The sequence below is a fragment of the Glutamicibacter sp. BW77 genome (assembly GCF_002332285.1).
Taxonomy (GTDB): domain Bacteria; phylum Actinomycetota; class Actinomycetes; order Actinomycetales; family Micrococcaceae; genus Glutamicibacter; species Glutamicibacter bergerei.
The window spans coordinates 79,289-103,293 of the sequence record NZ_NRGT01000088.1 but is presented as its reverse complement, the minus strand read 5'-3'; the positions used below and the strand labels follow the sequence as shown (position 1 = coordinate 103,293).

22 protein-coding genes are annotated in these 24,005 nt (G+C 59.2%); 15 read left to right on the top strand and 7 right to left on the bottom strand.

Annotated features, from left to right (window positions below):
• Both CIK74_RS18000 and CIK74_RS17995 read right to left on the bottom strand, forming a co-directional pair.
• Entirely contained in the window at positions 1–765 is a 765-nt protein-coding gene (locus tag CIK74_RS18000; RefSeq protein ID WP_096257798.1) for a GNAT family N-acetyltransferase, read from the bottom strand.
• Positions 765–2,777 (bottom strand): M3 family metallopeptidase, encoded by a 2,013-nt coding sequence (locus CIK74_RS17995; RefSeq protein ID WP_096257797.1) that lies wholly within the window; start codon positions 2,775–2,777, stop codon positions 765–767. Before CIK74_RS17995 ends, CIK74_RS18000 begins: the two co-directional genes overlap by 1 nt.
• Positions 2,778–2,849: 72 nt before the next feature.
• On the opposite strand from CIK74_RS17995, the gene CIK74_RS17990 reads away from it, so the two are divergent.
• Positions 2,850–3,998 (top strand): CapA family protein, encoded by a 1,149-nt coding sequence (locus CIK74_RS17990; RefSeq protein ID WP_096257796.1) that lies wholly within the window; start codon positions 2,850–2,852, stop codon positions 3,996–3,998.
• On the opposite strand, the gene CIK74_RS17985 is transcribed toward CIK74_RS17990, so the two are convergent.
• Together CIK74_RS17985 and CIK74_RS17980 are read right to left on the bottom strand one after the other, a co-directional pair.
• A complete protein-coding gene (locus CIK74_RS17985) occupies positions 3,995–4,642 on the bottom strand; it encodes a DUF6226 family protein (protein WP_096257795.1) in 648 nt (215 codons plus the stop codon). The genes CIK74_RS17990 and CIK74_RS17985 overlap by 4 nt on opposite strands.
• 35 nt (positions 4,643–4,677) lie before the next feature.
• Positions 4,678–5,511, bottom strand: a complete 834-nt coding sequence (locus CIK74_RS17980; protein WP_096257794.1) for an aldo/keto reductase — start codon at positions 5,509–5,511, stop codon at positions 4,678–4,680.
• 133 nt (positions 5,512–5,644) lie between these two features.
• Here CIK74_RS17980 and pdxT point away from each other — a divergent pair, with 133 nt between their 5' ends.
• The 9 genes from pdxT to CIK74_RS17935 all read left to right on the top strand — a co-directional run bounded on the left by pdxT (position 5,645) and on the right by CIK74_RS17935 (position 15,109).
• Complete coding sequence (gene pdxT / locus CIK74_RS17975) at positions 5,645–6,256, top strand: pyridoxal 5'-phosphate synthase glutaminase subunit PdxT (RefSeq protein ID WP_096257793.1); 612 nt, start codon at positions 5,645–5,647, stop codon at positions 6,254–6,256.
• Between the two features lie 3 nt (positions 6,257–6,259).
• On the top strand, positions 6,260–7,018 hold the full coding sequence (locus CIK74_RS17970) for a YebC/PmpR family DNA-binding transcriptional regulator (protein WP_096257792.1): 759 nt from the start codon (positions 6,260–6,262) through the stop codon (positions 7,016–7,018).
• Between the two features lie 3 nt (positions 7,019–7,021).
• A complete protein-coding gene (ruvC, locus tag CIK74_RS17965; protein ID WP_096257791.1) occupies positions 7,022–7,624 on the top strand; it encodes a crossover junction endodeoxyribonuclease RuvC in 603 nt (200 codons plus the stop codon).
• Positions 7,625–7,685: 61 nt separating this feature from the next.
• Entirely contained in the window at positions 7,686–8,303 is a 618-nt protein-coding gene (gene ruvA / locus CIK74_RS17960) for a Holliday junction branch migration protein RuvA (protein ID WP_096257790.1), read from the top strand.
• A 9-nt stretch (positions 8,304–8,312) separates the two neighbouring features.
• A complete protein-coding gene (gene ruvB / locus CIK74_RS17955; protein WP_096257789.1) occupies positions 8,313–9,362 on the top strand; it encodes a Holliday junction branch migration DNA helicase RuvB in 1,050 nt (349 codons plus the stop codon).
• Positions 9,363–9,502: 140 nt separating this feature from the next.
• Positions 9,503–9,910 (top strand): preprotein translocase subunit YajC, encoded by a 408-nt coding sequence (yajC, locus tag CIK74_RS17950; RefSeq protein WP_096257788.1) that lies wholly within the window; start codon positions 9,503–9,505, stop codon positions 9,908–9,910.
• A gap of 57 nt (positions 9,911–9,967) precedes the next feature.
• Positions 9,968–11,665 carry a protein translocase subunit SecD gene (secD, locus tag CIK74_RS17945; RefSeq protein WP_096257787.1) on the top strand — a complete coding sequence of 566 codons (1,698 nt, stop codon included), beginning with the start codon at positions 9,968–9,970 and terminating at the stop codon, positions 11,663–11,665.
• Positions 11,658–12,632 carry a protein translocase subunit SecF gene (secF, locus tag CIK74_RS17940; protein ID WP_096257786.1) on the top strand — a complete coding sequence of 325 codons (975 nt, stop codon included), beginning with the start codon at positions 11,658–11,660 and terminating at the stop codon, positions 12,630–12,632. Before secD ends, secF begins: the two co-directional genes overlap by 8 nt.
• Before the next feature lie 209 nt (positions 12,633–12,841).
• Positions 12,842–15,109 carry a bifunctional (p)ppGpp synthetase/guanosine-3',5'-bis(diphosphate) 3'-pyrophosphohydrolase gene (locus CIK74_RS17935; RefSeq protein ID WP_096257785.1) on the top strand — a complete coding sequence of 756 codons (2,268 nt, stop codon included), beginning with the start codon at positions 12,842–12,844 and terminating at the stop codon, positions 15,107–15,109.
• 18 nt (positions 15,110–15,127) lie between these two features.
• Here CIK74_RS17935 and CIK74_RS17930 read toward each other — a convergent pair whose 3' ends face one another.
• Both CIK74_RS17930 and CIK74_RS17925 read right to left on the bottom strand, forming a co-directional pair.
• On the bottom strand, positions 15,128–15,733 hold the full coding sequence (locus tag CIK74_RS17930; protein WP_096257783.1) for a hypothetical protein: 606 nt from the start codon (positions 15,731–15,733) through the stop codon (positions 15,128–15,130).
• Between the two features lie 58 nt (positions 15,734–15,791).
• Complete coding sequence (locus CIK74_RS17925; RefSeq protein WP_096257779.1) at positions 15,792–17,150, bottom strand: DUF349 domain-containing protein; 1,359 nt, start codon at positions 17,148–17,150, stop codon at positions 15,792–15,794.
• Positions 17,151–17,293: 143 nt separating this feature from the next.
• On the opposite strand from CIK74_RS17925, the gene hisS reads away from it, so the two are divergent.
• The 4 genes from hisS (at position 17,294) to CIK74_RS17905 (ending at position 22,075) form a co-directional block, all read left to right on the top strand.
• Positions 17,294–18,619, top strand: coding sequence for a histidine--tRNA ligase (gene hisS / locus CIK74_RS17920; RefSeq protein WP_096257777.1), 1,326 nt, complete (start codon positions 17,294–17,296; stop codon positions 18,617–18,619).
• A gap of 72 nt (positions 18,620–18,691) precedes the next feature.
• On the top strand, positions 18,692–20,485 hold the full coding sequence (gene aspS / locus CIK74_RS17915) for an aspartate--tRNA ligase (RefSeq protein WP_096257776.1): 1,794 nt from the start codon (positions 18,692–18,694) through the stop codon (positions 20,483–20,485).
• 149 nt (positions 20,486–20,634) lie between these two features.
• Positions 20,635–21,753 carry a hypothetical protein gene (locus tag CIK74_RS17910; RefSeq protein WP_096257775.1) on the top strand — a complete coding sequence of 373 codons (1,119 nt, stop codon included), beginning with the start codon at positions 20,635–20,637 and terminating at the stop codon, positions 21,751–21,753.
• On the top strand, positions 21,746–22,075 hold the full coding sequence (locus CIK74_RS17905) for a PadR family transcriptional regulator (protein ID WP_096257774.1): 330 nt from the start codon (positions 21,746–21,748) through the stop codon (positions 22,073–22,075). The genes CIK74_RS17910 and CIK74_RS17905 overlap by 8 nt, the downstream gene beginning before the upstream one ends.
• Here CIK74_RS17905 and dtd read toward each other — a convergent pair.
• The gene (gene dtd / locus CIK74_RS17900; RefSeq protein WP_096257773.1) at positions 22,072–22,509 is read right to left on the bottom strand and encodes a D-aminoacyl-tRNA deacylase; all 438 of its coding nucleotides are present in this window, start codon (positions 22,507–22,509) and stop codon (positions 22,072–22,074) included. The two genes, CIK74_RS17905 and dtd, sit on opposite strands and share 4 nt — an antisense overlap.
• A 90-nt stretch (positions 22,510–22,599) precedes the next feature.
• On the opposite strand from dtd, the gene CIK74_RS17895 reads away from it, so the two are divergent.
• The gene (locus tag CIK74_RS17895) at positions 22,600–23,973 is read left to right on the top strand and encodes a replication-associated recombination protein A (RefSeq protein ID WP_240520585.1); all 1,374 of its coding nucleotides are present in this window, start codon (positions 22,600–22,602) and stop codon (positions 23,971–23,973) included.
• Positions 23,974–24,005 lie beyond the last annotated feature (32 nt).

Genomic DNA, 24,005 nt, shown 5'->3' with positions numbered 1-24,005 from the left:
CTAGCTCCAGGAACGCAGAATCATATGCCGCCCGCGTCCGAGCAACCGCAGCCCATTGGCGCTGAAGAAGTCCGCACTGCTCGGCGGGGACGCCGCGAGCAGTTCCTGGGTTGCATCCTCATCCGGTGGATCCAGTGGATTAATCAGTGACCGGGACAGCCCGTGCAGCAACGCGGTGCCGACACCCTGACGGCGGTGACCTTTACCCACCGCCAGCGAGTGCACCATCGCCTGGCCATTCAGGCCCTGCTGCACAAAACCACGACCGACGATGTCGCCTTCCTCGGTGCGTGCCAGTGCATGCTCTACCCGGCGCAATGCCGGGTGACCGCTGGAAAGCTGCGAAGAAGGATCACGCCACAGATTTGTCACCTTCAGTTCGGCGGCATCCGCTCCGGTGGCTTCTGGAACATTGTTGCCCAGACGGATCTTTCCCTCCCAACGTTCCATCGGGATCGCAAGTCGTCCTGCATGCCAGGCGATCTGCGCATTGTCGGTAAAGCCTGCGTCTTTGAGTCCTGCGGCATCGGATCCCGAATTCACCCAGGCTTCCACACGGCGCGCGCCCAAGCGCATACCCTCGGCAAACGCCGGGCGTAGGCCCGCGGAATCTGCATGCTCCGGAAAGAGCAGGATCAGGCGCTTACGTACCGGCTGCCAAGCCCAGGAGCATCCGTGGGTGGTAAAGATCTTGCCACCTGTAGCTACCGCGAGGGCCTGCTGCCAATGGCTAAGAGCTTCTTGCGCGGAGGCAATTGTCGTCATTATTCTGCGTTCACCAATCCTCGACGGCGCAGCAACGGTTCAACCCGTGCGCTGCGTCCGCGGAACATTTCGTAAGACTCTAGTGGATCGCGCGTATTTCCGCGCGAGAGCAGTTCCTGACGGAACCGCATTCCATTTTCTCGCATTAAGCCGCCATTTTCCTCGAACCACTGCACAGTGTCGGCATCTAGCACCTCACTCCAGATGTAGGAGTAGTAGCCGGCAGAGTAGCCATTGGCGAAAATATGCTGGAAGTACGCGGTTCGGTACCGTGGAGGGATCAGCTCGGGGGTGAAGCCAAAGTTGGTTAAGGTCTCACGTTCAAATGATTCCGGGTCCTCGATGCTGGTTCCCGGCTCGATGGTATGCCAGGCCCAATCCAGCACACTGGCCGCCAAATATTCGGTGGTCGCAAAGCCCTGACCCCACAGCTCCGCCGCACGGATCTTCTCGATGGTTTCCTCGGGGAGCGTCTGCCCGGTTTCATAGTGTTTGGCATAACCGCCAACCACATCCGGGTGCAATACCCACATTTCGTTGACCTGCGAAGGGAACTCGACAAAGTCTCGTGGTACCGACGTTCCCGAGAGGGTCGCATATTTTCCGTTGGACAGTAGCCCGTGCAACGCATGGCCAAACTCGTGGAACAACGTGTTCGTCTCATCTAAGGTCAGTAAGATCGGTTGCCCCTCACCCGGAGCCGCGATATTTAGCGTATTTGTCACGATGGGACGTTCATCTAGATCAGCGGCTGAATCGCGCATGGACGTCATCCAGGCGCCGCCCTTTTTCGTTTCGCGCGCCAAAAAATCGCCACTGTATAGACCCATGGCCGAGCCATCCGCGTCAAAAACTTCCCACACACGCACCGCTGGGTGGTACGTCGGAAGGTCAAAACGTTCGGTGAAGCTGAGGCCATAAAGGGTCTGTGCGGTGGCAAAAACACCGTCGTGCAGCACCGAATCCAGCTCAAAGTAGGGGCGCAGTGCTGCGGAGTCCACAGCAAAACGCTCGCGCAACACCTGGTTGGAGTAGTAAGACCAATCCCAAGCATTTAGCTCACCGCCGGCCAACTCGCGCAGTGTGTCCGCCTCAGCATGTGCGTTACGAACCGCGGCTTCGGTCAGTTCCTTCAACCGGGTGGCTACCGCTTCGGTTGAAGGAGCTGTCGCGTCGGCTAAAACAGTTTCGGCGTGGTTCGCAAATCCAAGCAATGCCGCCCGATCCGCACGCAGTGCCGCCATCTGCGCGGCTAACGGTAGTGTGGAATTCTCGCTGGACCCACGACTCAACGAAGCTTCAAAAACCTTGCGCCGCGACGCGGAACGCGTCAAGGAGGCGAGTACCGGTTGCCCGGTAGGGGAGACCAGCGGAAGCAGGTAGCAGGTGTTGTGCCCGGCGGTTTGGGCGGCCGCCCGTGCCGAAGCAATGCGTGCCTCGTCTAGGCCTTCGAGCTGAGCTTCGTCAGTAAAAAGCACCGCGTGTGCATTCTGATTTTCTAAGGCTTTGGTGGAGAACTGCGTGGACAGCTCGGAAAGCTGTGCGTTCAGCGCCTTCAGCTTCTTTTTAGCGCCTGCATCCAAGCGGGCGCCGGCAAGCTCAAAAGTTTTTAGTGTCTCGCTAGCTAGCCGGGCGTCTTCGCCTGCTAACTTACTCAGATCCACCTCGCGCAGCCGTGCATAAAGCTCCGGATTTAGCCGAATCTCGTCACTCTGCGCGGTCAGGATACCGCTGAGCTCGGACTGGATCTCACGCAATTGATCGGTGCCGTGTGCGGACAGCACGCTGAAATAGGCCATCAGCGTGCGGCGCAACAGTTGACCACTGCGTTCGAGCGCGAGAAAGGTGTTCGCAAAAGTCGCCGGCGTTGCATCGGCCACGATGGTGGCGATCTGCGCAAGATGCTCCTGCGCGCCCGTACGGGCTGCCTGCAGGTAATCATCGGCGGTGATGCGGGCGAAATCTGGCCACTGGTAGGGCAGTTCGCTGGGTTTCAGAAGCGGGTTTGGCATAGTGCCAGATAACCACAGGACACGTGATTTTGCTTGCATTAACACGAGGTATCAGCCGATAGGGTAGAACCCATGAAGTCACGTGCGCTGCCCGCGGTCCTTGCATTGCTACTGCTCACGGGATGTTCTGCGGCCCCGCATCAGGTTACGGAGGACCATGCGCCCAGCCCGGTGCAGACCCGGCAAGCCTCGCCAAGTCCCAGCCCTGCACCGAGCGAGAAGCCGGCGCCAAAAGAATTCTCCTTGATGGCCACCGGCGATGTGCTGCTGCACCCGCAGCTGCTCACGGAAGCGAAAACCTCCAAGGGCTACGATTTCCAGCCGTTGCTCGATGGGCTTGAACCCTATGTGCAGGACGCCGACGTGGCATTGTGCAATTTGGAAACACCGATCGGCACCCCACCGTACTCCGGATACCCAACCTTCAGCGTGCCGGCCCAGATTGTCGCGGACCTGGCCAGCATCGGCTACGACGGCTGCACCACCGCCACCAACCACACCGTGGATATTGGCACTGCCGGGGTCAAGCGCACGCTGGACACGCTGGAAAAATACAATCTCTTCGCCACCGGCTCCTACCGCACCCAGGGCGAATCACAGGCCCCGCCGCTGCTGGAGGCCGCCGGCATCAAACTCGGTGTCATCGCCAGCACCTACTCTCTCAACGGGATGAGCGCCGATACCGACTGGCGGGTAGATACCGGGGTGGACGCGAAAAAACTGATCAACCGTGCCAAGGCCGCACAAAAATCTGGCGCGGAAATAGTGGTCGCTGCCATCCACGACGGCACCGAATACAGCACCCGTCCCAGCGACGCACAGCGCAAGCTCGGCCAAACCCTGGCCGCATCCGGCGCCTTCGATTTCATCTACATGCATCACACCCACTCGGTACTGCCCATTGAAAAGCATGAAGGCACCTGGATCGTCTACGGTCTGGGCAACTCGGTAGCCAAGCACGCCACACCGACGATCCTGAACCGTGAGGGAATCAGTATCAAGGCCACCTTCACCCGCACCGGAAAAGATCAGTGGAAGGTGGGGGAGCTGGTCTGGGTTCCACATCAGTTGAGCTCCTCACCGGTCAGGTGGTGTCAGGTATTCACCGCCGATGCCTGCCTGCCTGCGGCCGATGCCAAAGCCTCGCTGGCACGCACCAGCAAAACCGTCAACGCCTATGGTGCCTTCGACGATGGGCTGAAACCTTGGGAACTGGACTAGGCCCCGCGCAATGGCCACGGCGCCCACGCACCATCGGCCGGAAGCATGGCTCGCGCCCTGACCAAACGCTCCGGTGAAATCTCCTCCACGCCATCGGAGATTTCGCGACCTGCTATTCCGTCCGAATCAAAACGGTGCGTCAGCAGGCCGGCTCCGGATTCATCAAGTATTTCGGTGAAGTGCCCGTTCACGACCGTTGTGATCTGTTCCTCTAAATCGTCCAAAAGTTCGTCGACAGAATCGTCGCAAGCATCACAACCGCAGATCGGAAAGTGCCACTGGTATAGCGCACCAACCGATAAGAGAACCCCGGGAAAATCAGTGAACACTAAACCCAATGGCGCACAGGCACGATCAACCGGAATTAGCCGTACCGACTCAACCACCGGCTGCATTGCATAACCCAGCTCGGCGGCTAAGCCCGAGTCTTGAAGACACCGCACATTGAAGCGTGCAAGCAACCAATCCACTAGCGCCTGCGACACGACATGCAATGGTGCAAAACGCTGCGGGTGGATAGTCACCGAATAGCTTTCCTCCGCAGGCTCCCCGGGCCACCGCTGACCATAGGAGATGAGTGCAGCTTGGTCATCAAAGTAATCTTGCCCGGCGATGACGGGGCGCCGGTAACCTTCTAACTGCATGCGATGTTCCTTCCATCCGCCGGGATAACCGCCGGCTAGTGCCCGAACTCGTCCGAGTCGGTAAATGGTCCGGCGCCGGTATCCAGAGACTCGATTTGCGCCATCTGCGCCGTACTGATCTCGAAGTCGAAGATATCTAGGTTCTCGGCCTGCCGCAGGGGGTTTGCCGATTTCGGCGCGGCCGCCCGCCCGGACTGTACATGCCAACGCAAGGTCACCTGCGCAGGCGTCTTAGCGTGCGCCGCGGCAATCTGCACGAGTGTCGGATGCTGTAAAAATTCAGATTTCCCCCGCCCCAATGGTGAATAGGCTTCGGTGAGCACCCCGTGTTCGGTGTTAAACGCCTGCCACGGTGCACTGCGTCGCTCGGGGTCCAGCTGAATCTGATTAACCGCCGGGGTGAGTCCCGCATCAAGCAAAACCTGTAATTGTGCGGGCTTAAAGTTTGAGACGCCCGCTGCGCGAATCACCCCTTCGTCCACAAGCTTTTGCATCTCGGTGAAGGCTTGAACAAAGGTGCCCTGCTCCGGGTTGGGCCAGTGAATAAGGAATAGGTCCAGGTAGTCCAGGCCTAAACGATTCAGGGAATTTTGCAACGCTTGGCGCACCCCGGTGGCCGAATGCCACTGCTTGTTGAACTTTGTGGTCACAAAAACTTCGTCGCGCGGCACCCCACTATTTCGAAGTCCCAGACCCACCGCTTGCTCGTTTTGATAGTTTTCTGCCGTGTCGATCCGGCGGTAACCAATGTTGAGGGCCGAGGTGACCGCGTCACTGGCTTCGGACTCGCGCATCGGCCAGGTTCCTAAGCCGATCGCGGGCATCAAGAAATCACCGGGCAATTTAAAGGACGAAATATCTGCACTCATAGGCCTGAACCTATCAAGTCCGGCAAACTTCTGGCGACACACCGAGAAATAAAACGGTGCAGTGTGGCCTGCCGGCATTAACGTTATTTCGGCGCTTCCTGCGCCAACTACCCACAAACTGTGAAGGCTCAACATGAGCGAATTTGGTGTGCTCGCATTACAGGGCGACTTCCGTGAGCACCTTGCCGCGCTCGACGGCTTGGGAGTCAAGGCTCGCATGGTGCGCACGCTCGATGAGCTGAAAGCCGTGGATGCGCTGGTCATTCCCGGTGGGGAGTCTTCTGTGATCGACCGGCTCACCCGCAACTACGGTCTGGCGCAACCGATCAAGGAGCGCATCGCGGCTGGCATGCCCACTTATGGGTCCTGTGCCGGAATGATCATGTTGGCGGACCGGCTAGAAAACCCTGCGGTCACCAGTACCGGGGAGCAACAGCAAACGCTGGGCGGAATCGATATGTTGGTACGCCGCAATGCCTTCGGGAGACAGGTCGATTCCTTCGAGCACACGCTCAAATTTGCCGACCACGACCTCACCGCGGTGTTCATTCGAGCTCCCGAAGCAGTTCAAGTAGGCCCCGACGTGGCTGTGCTCAGTACGGTGCCTGCGCCCGATAGCCGTGCACAAGGTAGAATCGTTGCAGTACGTCAGGGAAATTTGTTGGCCACTAGCTTTCATCCGGAAGTTACCGGAAGCAGGGCCATCCACGAATTTTTTGTTAATCTCACGCGAGGAGACGCTTAAAGCATGTCAGGCCACTCCAAATGGGCAACCACCAAGCATAAGAAGGCAGCCATTGACGCCAAGCGCGCCAAGGCCTTCGCTAAATACATCAAGGGCATCGAAGTTGCCGCTCGCGCCGGCGGCGCCGACCTGGCCGGTAACCCGGCACTGGAACTCGCCGTCAGCAAGGCGAAGAAGAACTCCGTGCCCATCAACAACATCGATCGTGCGGTTAAGCGCGGCGCCGGACTTGACGGCGAAGTTGTTGACTACACCGAGATTATCTATGAGGCCCGCGGCCCGCAGGGTTCGGCACTGCTCATCGAGTGCCTGACCGATAACAAGAACCGCGCAGCTTCCGAGGTCCGCGTGGGCATCACCCGCAACGGTGGCACCGTCGCCGATCCGGGCTCCGTGTCCTACCTCTTCGCCCGCCAGGGTGTTGTACGTCTGCCCAAGGGCGAGCTGACCGAGGATGACCTGTTGATGGTTGTGCTCGATGCCGGCGCCGATGAAATCGTCGACGAAGGCGAAACCTTCGCTATTGTCTGCGATCCGTCGGATCTGCGTGCTGTAGCTGCCGCGCTGGATGAAGCGGAAATCGCCTACGAAACCGATGAAATGGAATTCATTCCGTCGATGAAGGTTGATTTGGACGTTGAGGGTGCACGTAAGTTCTTGCACTTGTACGACGCGCTGGAAGAACTCGACGATGTGCAGGGCATTTACACCAACGCCGATCTGTCCGACGAGGTCCGTGCGGCCCTCGACGATGAGCAGTAGGACTTGGCCCTACGTGTCGTAGGCGTCGACCCCGGACTGACCCGCTGTGGTTTGTCCGTGGTCGACGTCGCAGCCAACCGCAAGGTTGAGCTGATTGATGTCACCGTCGCGGGCACCCCGCCGGGCACCCCGCTAGACGCGCGGCTGCTCACCATCGCCGACGCAATCGATGCCTGGCTTGATAAACATCAGCCCGACGTACTCGCCCTAGAGCGGGTTTTCGCCTCGGCCAACGTTTCTACCGTCATCGGTACCGCCCAGGTCACCGGCGTCATTATTCTTGCAGCCGCCCGGCGCAATATTCCGGTGGCGCTACATACCCCCACCGAGGTCAAAGCCGCGGTGACCGGCAGTGGACAGGCTACCAAGGCAGCCATCGGCAAGATGGTCGCCAAGATTTGCCGGCTCGATGAGCCACCTAAACCCGCAGATGCCGCCGATGCGGTGGCCCTGGCCATCGCCCACGGGTGGCGTGGTGCGGCCGTTGGCTCCAACGCTTCGGCCTCAGCATCCGCCGCACGCACCGGTTCCCAACAGCTGACCGCCGCGCAGCGGGCATGGATTGCCGCCGAAGCTTCCTCAAAACATCGTGCGGCTCGTCGTTAATCGCCATTCGTAACTATCTTCGATAAGCTAGAATTGTTCGAACATACTTTTGAGGAGTGGCATGATCAGCTCACTGACCGGCACGGTCCAGGCGGTAACCCTAAACACCGCGGTTATCAACGTCAACGGCTTCGGCATGCTTATCCAAGCTACCCCCGGCACGCTATCCACCTTGCACGTAGGCCGTGAAGCTACCGTGCATACCTCGATGGTGGTGCGCGAAGATTCGATGACGCTGTTTGGCTTCGCTACCCCCGACGAACGTGAGGTGTTCGAAGTAGTTATCGGCGTCTCGGGTGTTGGCCCCCGCACGGGTCTGGCGATCTTGGCGGTACACACCCCCGAAGAGGTCCGCATTGCGGCGAACACCAAAGACACCGCCGCCTTCACCAAGGTCTCCGGCATCGGCCCTAAGGGTGCCAGCCGGATCGTGCTGGAGCTCAACGGCAAGCTGATCCCCACCGGCGTAGACACCGCTACAGCACGTCCGGGCACCGGCTCGGTCTGGGAGCCACAGGTCATCGAGGCGCTAACCGGTCTAGGTTGGACCGAAAAGGACGCGCAATCAACGCTGAAGGCACTAGGCAAGGCGAACCCTGAAGTTGTCGAAACCGGCAACGTCTCCGAAATTCTGCGTGCGGCGCTACGTAGCATGTCCACCGGCACCCGTGCCCGATAGGATAACCCTGTGAATGATTCCTCGCAGCTGACCAACGCCGGCAGTGAACCCGAAGAGCGGGTGATTGAAGCAGCCCTGCGTCCACGCAACCTGGACGACTTTGTCGGTCAGGGCCGGGTGCGCCAACAGCTCTCACTCATGCTTGAGGCAGCGAAGATCCGCGAGCGCACCGCCGACCACGTACTGCTCTCGGGACCTCCCGGATTGGGAAAAACGACACTCTCGATGATTATCGCCGCGGAAATGAACGCCCCGCTACGCATCTCCTCGGGCCCTGCCATCCAGCACGCGGGAGACTTGGCCGCCATTCTCTCCTCGCTCACCGAGGGTGAAGTGCTCTTTTTGGATGAGATTCACCGGATGTCCCGGCCAGCGGAAGAAATGCTCTACATGGCCATGGAAGATTTCCGCGTCGACATTATTGTCGGTAAGGGCGCAGGGGCCACCGCCATACCGTTGGAACTTCCGCCATTTACTTTGGTGGGGGCGACCACCCGTGCCGGGCTGCTTCCGGGTCCGTTACGCGACCGCTTTGGGTTCACCGGACATCTAGAATTTTATGCAGTTGAAGAACTCGAACTGGTACTTCGCCGTTCGGCGATGATGCTTGATTTACGCGTGACTTCCTCGGCCTTCAGTGAAATCGCCGGACGCTCGCGTGGCACCCCACGTATCGCGAACCGCTTGCTTCGTCGCGTGCGGGACTGGGCGCTGGTGAACAAACTTGAAGAGATCGATCACGGCGCTGCCGCTGCAGCACTTGAGATGTACGAGGTTGACCCCAAGGGATTAGACCGTCTGGATCGCTCGGTACTAGAGGCGCTGTGTCTTAAATTTGGTGGGGGACCGGTAGGACTATCGACCCTGGCCATCGCGGTGGGCGAAGAAAGCGAAACCGTGGAAACCGTCGCCGAACCCTTCTTAGTTCGTGAGGGACTCATGGGACGCACCCCGCGCGGACGTATCGCGATGCCAGCTGCTTGGGAGCATTTGGGCCTCGCGGTGCCTAAGGATGCGATCTTTGCCGGAACCCAAAGCTATGAATCCGATGAGGATTAGATGAATACCTCTACTCTGCCCGCGTAAATGGCTTGGTGCTTTGCTTCTAGCCATTAGACTGGAGACGCCCGACACACGCCCTGACTTTGACGTGCCCGGGCGTCTTCGCTCTTTAAACGAATCGTTAGCAGGTATTACAAGTGAATTCCCTCGTCCTTGCACAGGGAGCCGGTGGCGGCTTCAATCCATCCATGATTCTGATGGTCGCACTCTTCGCAGTGCTGATCATCATGATGATCCGTGGCCGCAAAAAGGTTTCCAAGCAGCAAGAAGCACTGAAGACCAAGTCGGTTCCAGGCGCCAAGGTGATGACCAACTCGGGCATCTTCGGTACCATCATTTCCATCGATGAGCAGGATCGTGTGCTTGTCGAGGTCGCCAACGGCGTTGTGCTCACCTTGCACCGCCAGGCTATCTCCACCTTCTTGGACCCAGCAGTAACCGAGGCTCCGGCCGAAGAAGCCGCTGACACTCCTGCCGTCGCCGAATCCCCAGAAGAGAGCCTTCGTCGTTTGAACGACCAGGGCAAGGACGACCGCAACGCCTAAGGCAGGCACCATCGTGGTGGCTGTCTAGCGCGCCACCAGTTCAAGAAAGCACAATAGATGTCATCAATTGGACCTGTAAAACAGGCACGCAAGGCGTTGCTGTGGTTACTGGTCGTCGTCATCATTGCAACCGGTGTTCTGGTTGCTGGTGTGTCGACGGGCAAGACCGGCGCGGCGCCAAAGCTGGCGCTCGACCTCGAAGGCGGCACCCAGATGATCCTGGCGCCTCGGGTTAAAGGCAATGAGACGATCAGCCAGGAACAGCTTGATCAAGCGGTGGAGATCATTCGCCAGCGTGTAGCCGGTTCCGGTGTTTCGGAAACCGAAATCACCACCCAGTCTGGACGTAACGTCGTCGTGTCGATGCCCGGTACCCCGGACGCTGAAACTCGCCAGCTGATCCAAGCCTCGGCGAATATGGAATTCCGTCCGGTGCTCATTACCGGTTCCTACGAGGCAACTCCAAAGGAACAGCGCACAGCTGACAAGGACATTCCAGCGCCAACGGCTAAGCCGGAGAATCCTTCGGATACCAGCTGGATCACCAAAAAGCTTTATAAAGAGTTCGAGGCCTACGACTGCCCCATCGAGCTCGAGAAGCGTGAAACCACCGATCACGATCCAAAGACCGCGATGATCTCCTGCGACCCTCGCCAAGGAGTGAAGTACATCCTCGGCCCGCAGGAAATTCCAGGTGACCAAATTTCTGATGCCTATGCCAACTTGGCACGCGGTGTGCAGGGTGCGGTTACCGGCGAGTGGGTCGTGGTGATCGAGTTCAACAAGCAGGGCGCCGCAACCTTTGCGGAAACGACTCAGCGCCTCATCGCGTTGCAGGGTTCGCAGAACCAGTTCGCCATCGTGCTTGACGGAACCGTCATCTCAGCTCCAACCACCAATGCGGTGATCTCCGATGGGCGCCCACAGATTTCTGGTGGCTTCACCGAGGAATCCGCTCAGGCGCTGGCCCAACAGCTCAAATACGGCGCACTGCCGATCAGCTTTGAGATTCAGTCTGAACAGCAGGTTTCGGCGACCTTGGGTGGTGACCAGCTTGAAGCCGGTCTCATTGCCGGCGTCATCGGCCTGATCTTGGTGTTCATCTATTCGCTCTTCCAGTACCGCGCGCTGGGTCTCGTCACGATTGCTTCATTGCTAGCATCCGGTGTACTGACCTACCTCGCGATCGTCTTACTTGGCTGGGCGATGAATTATCGCCTATCCCTGGCAGGTGTGGCAGGTCTGATCGTGGCCATCGGTTTGATCGCTGACTCCTTCATCGTTTACTTCGAACGTGTCCGCGATGAGTTGCGCGATGGCCGGTCATTGGCCAGCGCCGTCGATGTAGGTTGGTCACGCGCTAAGCGCACCATTCTTGCTTCGAAGGCAGTGAACGTGCTGGCCGCTATCGTGCTCTATCTGGTAGCAGTGGGCAACGTGCGAGGGTTCGCCTTCACGCTGGGCTTGACCGCAATCATCGACCTCATCGTCGTGTACGGTCTGACCCACCCAACATTGATGCTGCTGGCACGCACGAAGTTCTTCGCCGACGGACACCGCCTCTCCGGTCTGGATCCATCGCTGCTTGGCGCGGTGCCGCTATACCGCGGTGCCGGCAAGGTGCGCAGCTTTAATGAAAATGCGCAGGAGAACCGCGGCAAGAAGAACTCTAAGGCGAGCGGTGAGGCTGCCAAGCGGCTGACCATCGCCGAACGTCGTCGCGCCGAAGCAAACCGGGAGGAGAACAATGAATAAGCTCGCAGAGTGGGGCAATCAGCTCTACACCGGGAAGCGCTCCTACCCGTTCACGCAAAAGCACCGCTTGTGGTTCCTGATCGCAGGGATCCTGATGATCGCCGCGATCCTGGTCCCAGTGGCTAAGGGTGGGTTCAACCTCGGAATCGATTTCCGTGGCGGTTCGGAATTTATGGTCTCTGGTGTCCAGAACACCCAGGTCAGCGTCGGCGAAGACGTAGTCAAGAACGCCGCAGACGGCGCCGAAGCCACAGTCACGAATATCGCTCCGGGCACCATGCGCGTGCAGACCGATCGACTCAGCGATGATCAGACGATCAGCGTTGCCGGGGAACTGGCCCAAGCCTACGAGGTGGAAGCTAGCGAGGTGACCAGTAACTTCATTGGTCCAACCTGGGGACAGGACGTTTCGCGCCAGGCGCTGTTAGGCCTCTTGGTCTTCATCGTGCTGGTGGGTCTGCTGATGGCAGCGTACTTCCGCACCTGGAAGATGTCCGCCGCAGCCATCATTGGTCTACTGGTAGTGATCATCATTACCGCCGGAATTTATTCACTGTCCGGTTTTGAGATCACGCCCAGTGCGATTATCGGCTTCCTAACGATTCTCAGTTACTGTCTGTACGACACCGTGGTGGTCTTCGACAAGGTTCGAGAGAACACCAAGAACTTTGATCAACAGACCAAGCGAACTTTCCAGCAGCAGGTGAACCTCGCGGTGAACCAGACGTTGGTGCGTTCGATCAACACCTCGGTGGTTGCAGTGCTGCCAGTGGCTTCGATCTTGTTCATCGGTTCCTACCTGCTCGGTGCCGGTACGCTCAAGGACCTGTCGCTGGCGTTGTTCGTCGGTATTATCGTCTCGGCACTATCGACCCTCTTCGTTCAAGCGCCGCTGTATTACCAGCTGCGTCACGGCGATGAGGACGTGCAAAAGCACAATAAGAAGATGGAAGCGCTGGACGCCTAAGCACTAAAAACCTTCTTGGCATCAAGCCACGAGCGAAGTGCCCCGGATCAACCGATCCGGGGCACTTTTTTATAGTAGTGTCGAACAGGTAATTAGTTGTCATTGCGCGAATGTGCTATAACGAATGAACTAAAACATTGCACGGCGCCGGCATCGCTAGCTTGGCACCTAGCACCGTTAGGACCGGCAACGGTGGGAAGGAGCGAGGCATGGCTAACACGCCGACCCCGAACAATTCGAAGCGACGCTCTATCTCACGTCTAGTACGCTTTGCGGGCCGAGGAAGCACCCCCAGCACCTCGCCAACTTTGGAACCGCTGCTGCGCACGGTCAAATCCAAACACCCCAAGGCTGATCTGGATCTGCTGATCCACGCCTACGAGGTGGCAGAAAAGTACCACGAGGGTCAAAAACGCAAAAGTGGCGACCCCTACATCACCCACCCGGTGGCCGTAGCGACGATCCTTGCAGAAATGGGTATGACAGGTTCGATCCTGGCTGCCGCGTTGTTGCATGACACCGTGGAAGACACCGACTACTCGCTGGAATCGGTCACCAAGGAATTTTCCGAAGAGATCGCGATGCTCGTCGATGGGGTGACCAAACTCGACAAGGTCACCTACGGGGATGCCGCCCCGGCGGAAACCGTGCGCAAAATGGTCGTCGCGATGTCCCGCGATATCCGCGTGCTGCTCATCAAATTGGCTGACCGTCTACACAACGCGCGCACCTGGCGCTATGTCTCCCCGGAGTCCAGCTCGCGCAAGGCGAAGGAGACCTTAGAGATCTTCGCTCCGCTGGCGCACCGGCTGGGTATGAATGCGGTTAAATGGGAACTGGAAGACCTTTCCTTCGCAGCCCTGCACCCACTGGTGTACCAAGAGATTGTCCGCATGGTGGGGGACCGCACCCCGGAACGCGAAAAATACCTCGCCGGCATCCGCGAACAGCTGAACAATAAACTTAACGAACTCAACGTCCATGCCCAAGTCTCCGGCCGACCGAAGCACTACTACTCGATCTACCAGAAGATGATCGTGCGCGGTAAAGACTTCGACGACATTCACGACCTGATGGGCGTGCGGATCACCGTGGACTCGGTGAAGGATTGTTATGGCGCACTGGGTGTAGTGCACTCCGAATGGAATCCGCTGCCCGGACGTTTCAAAGACTACATCGCCCTGCCTAAGCTAAACCTTTATCAGTCTTTGCACACCACCGTGATGGGCCCAGAGGGCAAGCCGGTGGAAATTCAGATCCGCACCCATGAGATGCACCTGCACGCCGAAAACGGGGTGGCAGCACACTTCCAGTACAAGCACGGCGACCGGTCAGATGCGATGCTCTCACCGGAGAAGAACATGGAGTGGCTACGCTCCTTAATGGAGTGGCAGGAAGACACCACCGACTCCGAGGAATTCCTCGACGGGCTGCGCTACACCATCAACTCCGCCGAAGTTTACGTGTTCACCCCCAAAGGTGACATCATGTCGCTGCCGGTGGGTGCTACGCCGATCGACTTCGCCTACTCCATCCACACCGACGTCGGCCACCGCACTATCGGCTCCCGGGTGAATGGCAAGCTCGTTCCGCTGCATACCGAGCTGAAGCAGGGCGACGTGGTGGAGGTCTTCACCTCCAAGGCAGAAGACGCCGGCCCCTCGCAGGACTGGCAGAACTTCGTCAAATCCCCGCGGGCCAAGGCTAAAATTCGCGCGTACTTCTCTAAGGAACGCCGCGAGGAAGCGATTGAAAAGGGCAAGGAGCTGCTCACCAAGGAGCTGCGCCGCAATCAGCTGCCACTGCAGCGATTGATGACCCATGAGTTGCTGACCACCGTGGCCACCAACCTGCACCACGTGGATATTTCAGCGCTCTACCAGTCGGTGGGTGATGGGCACACCAGTGCACAGAACGTTATCGAACATCTGGTCTCGCTCACCGGCCCTCCGGCGGGCGAACAGGTTGATGAAGAAGCCGTCGTCAGTACGAGCCTGTCCAAGCCCACCACGGGCAACGACGCCGGCGTCATCGTTCAGGGTGTCGGCGACGTGCTGGTCAAGCTCGCTCGTTGCTGTACTCCGGTCCCACCGGATGAGATCCAGGGCTTCGTCACCCGCGGCGCCGGAGTATCGGTGCACCGCACCGACTGCCTCAACCTCGCACAGCTTGCCCAACAACCTGAGCGGCTGGTTCAGGTATCTTGGGCGGAAAAGCACCACGGGGTGTTCCTGGTGGAAATCCAAGTGGAGGCGTTGGACCGCAAGTCACTGCTTTCCGATGTCACCCGGATCTTGTCCGAAAGCCACCTGAACATTCTCTCGGCCAGCGTGCAAACCAGCCGCGAACGAGTGGCGATCTCACGGTTCTCCTTCGAAATGGGCGATCCAAAGTTCCTGAGCCATGTGCTCAACCAGGTCCGCCGCATCGACGGGGTCTACGACGTCTACCGCACCACCGCAGGAAGCCGGCGCTAAACGCTAAACCCTGCCGGTTTAGGCAGCACGCGCCTCATAGGACTGCACCAACCGTAGTGCGCGCGCCACCGGGGCACTAGCCTCCAGTTGGGCCAGGCTTTCGCCCACGGCATCCAGATTCAAAAACGGATCACCGAGGCGTTGCACTTGATTAAACACCGAGGTGGCGATCGGCAACGGGTCATAACAGGCCACATCGCATACCGTGCGCAATGAACTGCTCAGCCTGACCCGCTTGCGATTGACCACATCCTCATCGTCAATCGGCAGCTGCACAAATTCAAAGTTCAGCCCGTTGCCCGGCCGGTAAGGCCGGTGATAGAGGTCCGATGAAATACAGACGGTGTTCACATGTGGCAGTAAGCCGTGAATCCACGCGGCGGTCTGCTGGCAGAAAATATCAGTTCTGCCAAAGTGCCGACCGGCAAGAAACGCGGCTATTTGCGCCCGCGCGGTCGAGTCATAACGAAACCTGCTCTCCACAAAACACCCGCCAATGGATTCGCGCAGCAACCCATGGGTAGCCATGGCGCCGAGCTCATTGCGGGTAAAAGGTTCGCCGACGATAAACAGGTCTTCGGGGATACGCAACGCGGCGACGCGCTGTCCGGTAACTTTTTCCATAAAGCTACTGAACCAGCAAGCGCCGCCGCGTAGGGGGTGTTTGTGCGATCTGTGGATTCTAGTCGAGATCCGCCGCAGACTTCTCCAGGGTGTTCAACCACATCTGGCGAGCCTCCAGGGCCTCCTGAGCCTTCGCGATCCGCTTGGCATTACCCTGCTTTTTCGCTGCTTCAAGATCGTCTTCCAAAGCTGCAATGGTGTCCTGCAACTGCGAAAGCATCGAGTTCGACCGAGCCTTGGTCTCCGGATTTGACCGGCGCCACTGCTCTTCTTCGGCACCCTTGACGGCCTCTTCAACCTGACGCAATGCCGATTCCACTCGCTGGAGGTCCGCGCGTGGCACCTTGCCAGCTACTTCCCAACGGCTACGAATTGAATCGAGTTTCTGCTTGGTGATGGAAAGATCCTTCACCGGTACCAGGGCACGAGCCTCTTCAAGCAGCGCCTCCTTGACGATCAGGTTTTCACCGTATTCGGCGTCGACCTTCGCATTTTCCGCGGCGCGAGCCTGGAAGAATACGTCCTGCGAGGCACGGAAGCGGCTCCACAGTGCGTCGTCATCCTTACGCGAAGCACGGCGGGATTTTTTCCACTCGTCCATCAGTTTGCGGTACTCGGCGGCGGTGCCTGCCCAGTCGGTGGAGCTTTGCAACGCCTCGGCGCGGCTGATCAGCTCCTCTTTGGCAGACTTCGCCTGCGCGTTGGTGGCATCGAGCTGTGAGAAGTATGCCCGGCGGTGCCGGTCAAAGGTGGTGCGCGCGGCACGGAAACGTTTCCAGAGCGCATCTTCGGTGGCACGCGGCAAGCGTACGGCCGAACGCTGAGTTCCCTTCCACGTTTCGAACAGTTCGTTCATTGCGGTGGAAGCGGTCTTCCACTGGATCTGCTCGGGGCGCTTCTCAGCCAATGCTTCGGCTTGCTCCACTAAGGCTTCGCGGACCTTGAGCTGTTCGGCGCGGGCGGCCTCGGTGACCTGACGCTGTTCGCCAGCCAGAGCACTCACCGCGGTACGTGCAGCGGCGATCCGTGCTTCGAGCTTAGGAATATCGCCGACCAGATGACGTTCGGCCACGGTGGCGGCCAAGGTATCCAAGGTCTTCGGCATATCGCCGCTTGGTGCCTTGGCACTCACGCGCTGTTCGAGCAGCATCAACTGGGACAGGACATCGTCGTACTTGCGCACAAAGTAGGCCAAAGCCTCATCCTTTGTGGCATCCGGGTACTGTCCGACCGGGTGCTCGGCGCCGTCAATGATGACAAATACATGCCCATCGTCGGTGACGCGGGCAAATTTTGCCGCTTCTTCAAGGGGGGTACTGTGGTCGACGGGCTGAGCCACAACCTGCTTTGCCACTGGCTTATGCGCCTGTGGCAAGGGGATGTTCGGGCTGTCGTCGGATTTCTGACTGGTGGTCACCGCTGAAACTCTTTCGCTTTACTGTTCGCTTGCTTTGGCTAACTCTACCTGTGAGCTGCACTTCTTAGTAAGCCGACGTGCACAGTATTGCTAGCTGTTGCGTCGTAAGATGGATAGGCAACCATTTTGTATGAAGGAGTTTCATGGCACGCAAGGCCTCATTATCAGGTTTCCCCGAATGGCTTCCCGCCGAGCGGGTCGTCGAACAACATGTGTTGGACACCTTGCGTCGCACCTTTGAACTGCATGGTTTTGCCAACATTGAAACGCGCGCGGTAGAAACCCGCGGGCAGCTACTGCGCAAGGGCGAGATCGACAAGGAAGTTTACGGCCTCTCCCGGCTGGCGGCTGAAAATGAAGATAAGCACGATCCCAACGCACTAGCCCTGCACTTTGATCTGACGGTGCCTTTCGCCCGCTACGTGGTAGAAAATGCCGGACACTTGGCTTTCCCCTTCCGCCGCTACCAGATGCAGAAGGTGTGGCGCGGCGAGCGTCCGCAAGACGGCCGCTTCCGCGAATTCACCCAAGCAGATATCGACGTCGTTGGCGAGGGCACCCTCGCCTTTAGCTACGACGTGGAGCTGGCACTAACCATTGCCGATGCGCTGTCCGCACTGCCGATCGGCGACTTCCGTTTGCGCGTGAACAACCGCAAGCTGGCCGAAGGCTTCTACCGTGGTCTGGGCCTAGATGATCCGGACGCGGTGTTGCGCGCCATCGACAAGCTGGAAAAGATCGGCAACGAGGCGGTCGCTACGATCCTCATCGACGAGGTCGGCGCCACCCGTGAACAGGCCGACGCCGCGCTGGCCCTGGCTGCCATCCGCACCCTGGATACCAGCTTCGTGGAGCAGGTGCGCGCGCTCGGCGTAGAACACGAACTCTTAGACACCGGGCTCGATGAACTCTTCCAGGTCATCGACGCCGCCTCCAAGCGCGCCCCGGGCAAGGTGATGGCGGACCTGTCCATCGCCCGCGGCCTCGATTATTACACCGGCACCGTGTACGAGACCGTGCTGGTGGGTCACGAATCCTTGGGTTCGATCTGCTCCGGCGGACGCTACGAATCGTTGGCTTCCAAGGGGAAGAAAAATTATCCGGGCGTGGGCCTGTCCATTGGAGTCACTCGTTTGGTCTCGCGGATCCTTGCCGAAGAGCTGGTGAGCGCCGCGCGCACCGTGCCGTCGGTGGTATATGTCACCTTGGCTGATGACGATTCCTGGCACCAAGCCCAAGACGTTGCAGCTTCGCTGCGTGGCCGGGGGATCGCCTGCGAGGTCGCCTCGAGCGCCGAAAAGTTCGGTAAGCAGATCAAGTTCGCAGACCGACGCGGGATTCCGTTCGTTTGGTTCACCCAGGAAGACGGCACCCACGAGGTGAAAGATATCCGCACCGGTGAGCAAATCACCGCCGATCCAAGCAGCTGGACCCCACCGGCAGAAGATCTGTACAACACCGTCAACTAGTTGCGGTGCACTAAACTCGTCAACGAGAAGAACTGAAGAGATTTCTAGTCTCAACCGACCGAAAGGATCGTAGTGCTACGCACTCATCAGCTGGGCGAACTTCGCGCCGAGCACATTTCACAGCAGGTCACCCTCACCGGTTGGGTTGCGCGTCGCCGCGACCACGGTGGCGTGGCGTTCCTCGATCTGCGCGATGCCTCTGGGTTCGCCCAGGTAGTCGTACGTGATGAAGAGGACTTCCACCCGCTGCGCAATGAATTCGTGTTGCAGATCAAGGGCACCGTTGAGCGTCGCCCGGCGGGCAACGAAAACCCGAACCTGCCGACCGGCGAGATCGAGGTGATCGCCGATGAGGTGATCGTGCTGAACACCGCAGCCCCGCTTCCTTTCCAGATCGATGAGCACGTTGAGGTCGGCGAGGAGGCGCGTCTGCGTCACCGCTACCTTGACCTGCGCCGTCCGACCCCGACCCGCAACCTGCGTTTGCGCTCCGAGGTCAACCGTGCCGCGCGTAACCTGCTGCACGATGAGGGCTTCGTCGAAATCGAAACCCCAACGCTGACCCGTTCCACCCCGGAAGGCGCCCGCGACTTCGTCGTGCCGGCACGCCTTTCCCCGGGCTCCTGGTACGCCTTGCCACAGTCCCCACAGCTGTTCAAGCAGCTGTTGCAGGTCGGTGGCTTTGAAAAGTACTACCAGATCGCTCGTTGCTACCGCGATGAGGACTTCCGCGCGGACCGCCAGCCAGAATTCACCCAGCTGGATATCGAAGCCTCGTTTGTTGAGGAAGACGACATCATCGAGCTCGGTGAGAAGCTGGTCAAGGAAATCTGGTCGTTGATCGACGTGCAGGTCCCCACCCCGATCCGCCGCATGGCGTACTCCGAGGCGATGGCCAAATACGGCAGCGACAAGCCAGATCTGCGCTTCGGTCTGGAATTGACCGAAATGACCGAATACTTCTCGAACACTTCCTTCAAGGTGTTCCAGTCCGCGTATGTCGGTTCCGTGGTCATGCCAGGTGGCGCATCCCAGCCACGACGCACCCTAGATGCTTGGCAGGAATTTGCTAAGCAGCGCGGTGCCAAGGGTCTTGCCTACGTCCTACTCAAGGAAGATGGCGAGCTGGCTGGTCCAGTGGCGAAGAACCTGTCCGACGAGGAGAAGGCCGGCTTGGCCGAGGCGACCGGCGCGAAGCCCGGCGACTGCATCTTCTTCTCCGCGGGAGACAAAACCGAATCGCGTGCACTGCTTGGCGCGGTCCGCGTGGAAATCGGTCACCGCACCGGTCTGATCAAGGACGGCGACTGGGCTTTCGTCTGGATCGTTGACGCACCAATGTTCGAGCCAGCTTCCGCCGCCGTAGCCTCCGGCGACGTGGCAGTGGGTGCCGGCGCATGGACCGCCGTGCACCACGCGTTCACCAGCCCGAAGCCCGAGTTCATGGACACCTTCGACACCGATCCGGGTTCGGCCCTGTCCTACGCGTATGACATCGTCTGCAACGGTAATGAAATCGGTGGCGGTTCGATCCGTATCCACCAGCGTGACGTACAGGAACGTGTCTTCAAGCTGATGGGCGTGTCCGACGAGCAGGCGCAGACCCAGTTCGGCTTCCTGCTGGAGGGCTTCAAGTTCGGCGCCCCTCCACACGGCGGCATTGCCCTGGGCTGGGACCGCGTACTGCAGTTGCTTACCGGTTCCGAGTCGATCCGCGACGTCATCGCCTTCCCGAAGACCGGCGGCGGTTTTGATCCGCTGACCGCTGCTCCTGCGCCGATCACCCCGGCACAGCGCAAGGAAGCCGGCATCGACTTCAAGCCAGAGAAGAAGGTCGAAGAGACCGTCAAGGCCGAAGCTAAGTAGCCTTCGGTCGCTTCAAGAAGCCGGATGGAACGCACTTTCGCGTTCCATCCGGCTTCTTTTTTGCATCAAAGTCGGTCAAGAGATGGATTAATGAAGATTTTAATACTAGGTTATTTTTCAACCTAGATATTTCGATCCAAGGAGACCGTTTGGCCTCGGCAGAACCGGACGGCATCATCGAGCGATACCCGGAAAGCGACCGCGCATGGGCGCAGGACTTCGGCCTGGCCATGTGGCTGAATGACCTGACTGATTCGCAGAGCGATCAAGAACTGGAAAATGCGTTGGCTGCCATCCGAGATAGCGGCCAAGGTGCAGAAGATCTCTTTGGCGATCCAAGCGAATACGGCGAAGTCCGGTCCTACGCGCGATTGACGCCGCAACAGCTCGCGGATTCGGAGATGTCGATCAACAGCAGTGTGTTGCTACTGGCTGGTTTTGGCCTTGTGGTTGGCCTACTGTGCGCCGGTTTTGGAACTTGGGTCGGATTCCGTGATGGATGGGCTTCGAATTCGTGGCACTATTGGCAGCTTGCCGCCTTGAGCGCAGGCACAGGAATCGCATTATCCGGGCACCTGTGGTGGCTCTACCGGTTGAAAGGCAGGTTCGCCCGATCATGGACGCTGGGTTTGGCAGGAATAGTGGTTTCCATCGCAGCGGCTGCGATCATCGCAGTACTCGGCGGTGAAGAAGCCATGCAACTGCCCAACTGGCTAGCGCCGATCCTCGGGATCGTACTGGCCGTCGGTGTCTTTTGGCTACCATTCAATAAAGAACCTGCAGCACCGCGTAACTGCGCCTCAGCTTTCACCGATCCAGAGACCTGGTTTGCCGAATCCACACGTTTGTTGCGCGGACGCTACGGAATGCGGGGTAAAGAAGCGGCATCTGCATTGGAGCCTGCCCGCGAGCACTGGTCGAATATGAGCGTGGAAGGCGGTGAGGCAACAATTGTCGAAGAATTCGGTACGCCGGGCGAATTCACCATAGGACTCGGAGTCAACACCGCAAATGCGCTGAAGCGACGCTGGTTGATGCGCCGCTTGCTGCCACTGGCATTAGTAGTTTTATACGGCACAAGCCTCCTGCCGGAGGTGCTTGCCCCGGACCGCAGTGGCTGGGATATTTTCTTCGGAGTTTGCATTCTGATTTATGCAGTAATTACGCTCTACGAGTTACGCTCCGCAAATCGCGCGGAATACGTGCAATCGAAACTTGCCGAAAGGCGCGCCCACGCCCGCGGTCTGGAAGAAGGCCGCGATGAGTAAGGATTCACCATTTCCCGGCAGCTGGCAACGAGCCATGCTACCGATGCTTTTGTTGGCTGAATTATCTACGGGGCGCGCCCACGGTTACGCCCTGTCCAAATCCCTGCAGGACCGCGGTTTTGGGCCGATCAAGGGCGCAACGCTCTATCCCGCATTAGCGAAGTTGGAAGCATCGGGACTCGTGGAAACCCGATGGGAAGAAGGGCAAGGCGGGCCGGGGCGGAAGGTCTACGAACTCTCGGATTCCGGCTATGCCGAGCTAGAAAGCCATCGCGCAAACTTCGATATGCTCGCGCAGCTGGTGAGAACTACCGGACGCTAAGCCAGCTCCGCCGAATCAACGATCACGGTGAACGGGCCGGTGTTTGTCAGCGACACGTTCATCATCGCGCCAAATTTTCCGGTCGCAACCGTGGCTCCCAACTCACGCAGGTAGCGCACGAAGTACTCGTAGAGCGGCTCGCTGATCGGACCGGGTGCCGCATTTGACCATGAGGGCCGCCGCCCCTTGCGCACCGAACCGTAGAGCGTGAATTGGCTGATCACCAGCAACGGTGCATCAGTTCCGGCCGCCGAGGTTTCATCTTCTAAAATGCGCAACTGCCAGATTTTCTCCGCAACCTTGCGCGCGGTGTCCTGGTCATCGTCGTGCGTCACGCCCAAAAGAATAACCAGCCCCGGGGCATCTAATTTGCCGACAACTTCCCCTTCGACCTCGACGTGGGCGTTGCTGGCAACCTGGATGACGGCGCGCATAGGGCAGGGTCCTTTCAAAAGGTGGTGGGTGGTGGCGGTGAAGTGTTGAGCTGCACCGCGCAACTATCAGAATATCGGTAGGCTGGGTCTGTGAACGATTTGCTGGATGCCCTGGATGACGGTTCGATCAAGCGGCCGCGCCCACCCCTTGCGGTACGTATGCGCCCCAAGACGCTAGATGAACTGGTCGGCCAAGGCCACCTGCTGGGCCCCGGCTCGCCGTTGCGGCAACTCGCCGAACATCCCGAAACCGGTTTGGCCGGGCCTGCCAGTGTGATCTTGTACGGCCCGCCAGGTATCGGCAAGACCACCATCGCCCACGTGATTGCGCGCGCCACGGACCGTAAATTTGTGGAGCTTTCGGCAATTACCGCCGGGGTGAAAGATGTCCGCCGAGTGATCGAGCAGGCCAAGGATGACCGCGATCTACGCGGGGTGACCACGGTGCTTTTTCTCGATGAGATTCACCGCTTTAACAAGGCCCAGCAGGACGCATTGCTTCCCGGGGTCGAAAATCGGGTGGTGGTGCTGGTCGCTGCCACCACCGAAAACCCCTCCTTTTCGGTGATTTCTCCGCTACTCTCGCGCTCCTTACTGCTGACTCTGCGACCGCTGACCGATGCGGATCTCGCACAGCTCCTTGACCGTGCGGTGGCGGACGAGCGAGGTTTTGACGCGCAGGTAATCCTTCCCGAAACGCAGCGAGACGCGATCGTTCGGCTGGCCCAAGGCGACGCCCGGCGTTCCTTGACGGTGCTGGAAGCCGCCGGGGCGGTGGCCTGGAACGCGTCCGGGACAAAGCCGGAACCGCCGATCGAAATCCAAGACGAACACGTCCAGCTCGCCATGGATCAGGCTGTGCAACGTTATGACAAGGACGGGGACCAGCACTACGACATCATCTCCGCGTTCATCAAATCCATTCGCGGCTCCGACGTAGATGCGGCCCTGCACTATTTGGCGCGCATGCTCTCTGCGGGGGAGGACCCGCGGTTTATCGCCCGCCGGCTGATGATCAGTGCCAGCGAGGACATCGGCATGGCCGACTCCAGCGCCCTGCCGCTGGCCGTAGCCGCCGCCCAATCGGTAGCGCTGATCGGCATGCCCGAGGCGCGGCTGATCCTTGGACACGCCACCGTGCATCTGGCCACCGCGCCGAAATCAAACGCCACCTACACCGCGATCAACGAGGCCATCGCCGACGTGAACGCAGGCAAGGGCTCGCTGGTCCCGGACCACCTGCGCGACGCCCACTATCCGGGAGCTAAGCAGTTGGGCCACGGGGTCGGCTACATTTATTCGCACGATGCCCCGCATTCGATCGCCAGCCAGCAGTATCTGCCCGACGATCTGCTCGGCACCAACTACTACCGTCCCACGGCCAACGGCACCGAACGCACGTTGAGTGATCGACTGGCAAAGCTACGGGAGATCATTCGCCGTAAAGACAAGAAGAAACGATAGCGAGCTACGTTACAACGGGCCTAGCTGGCCCC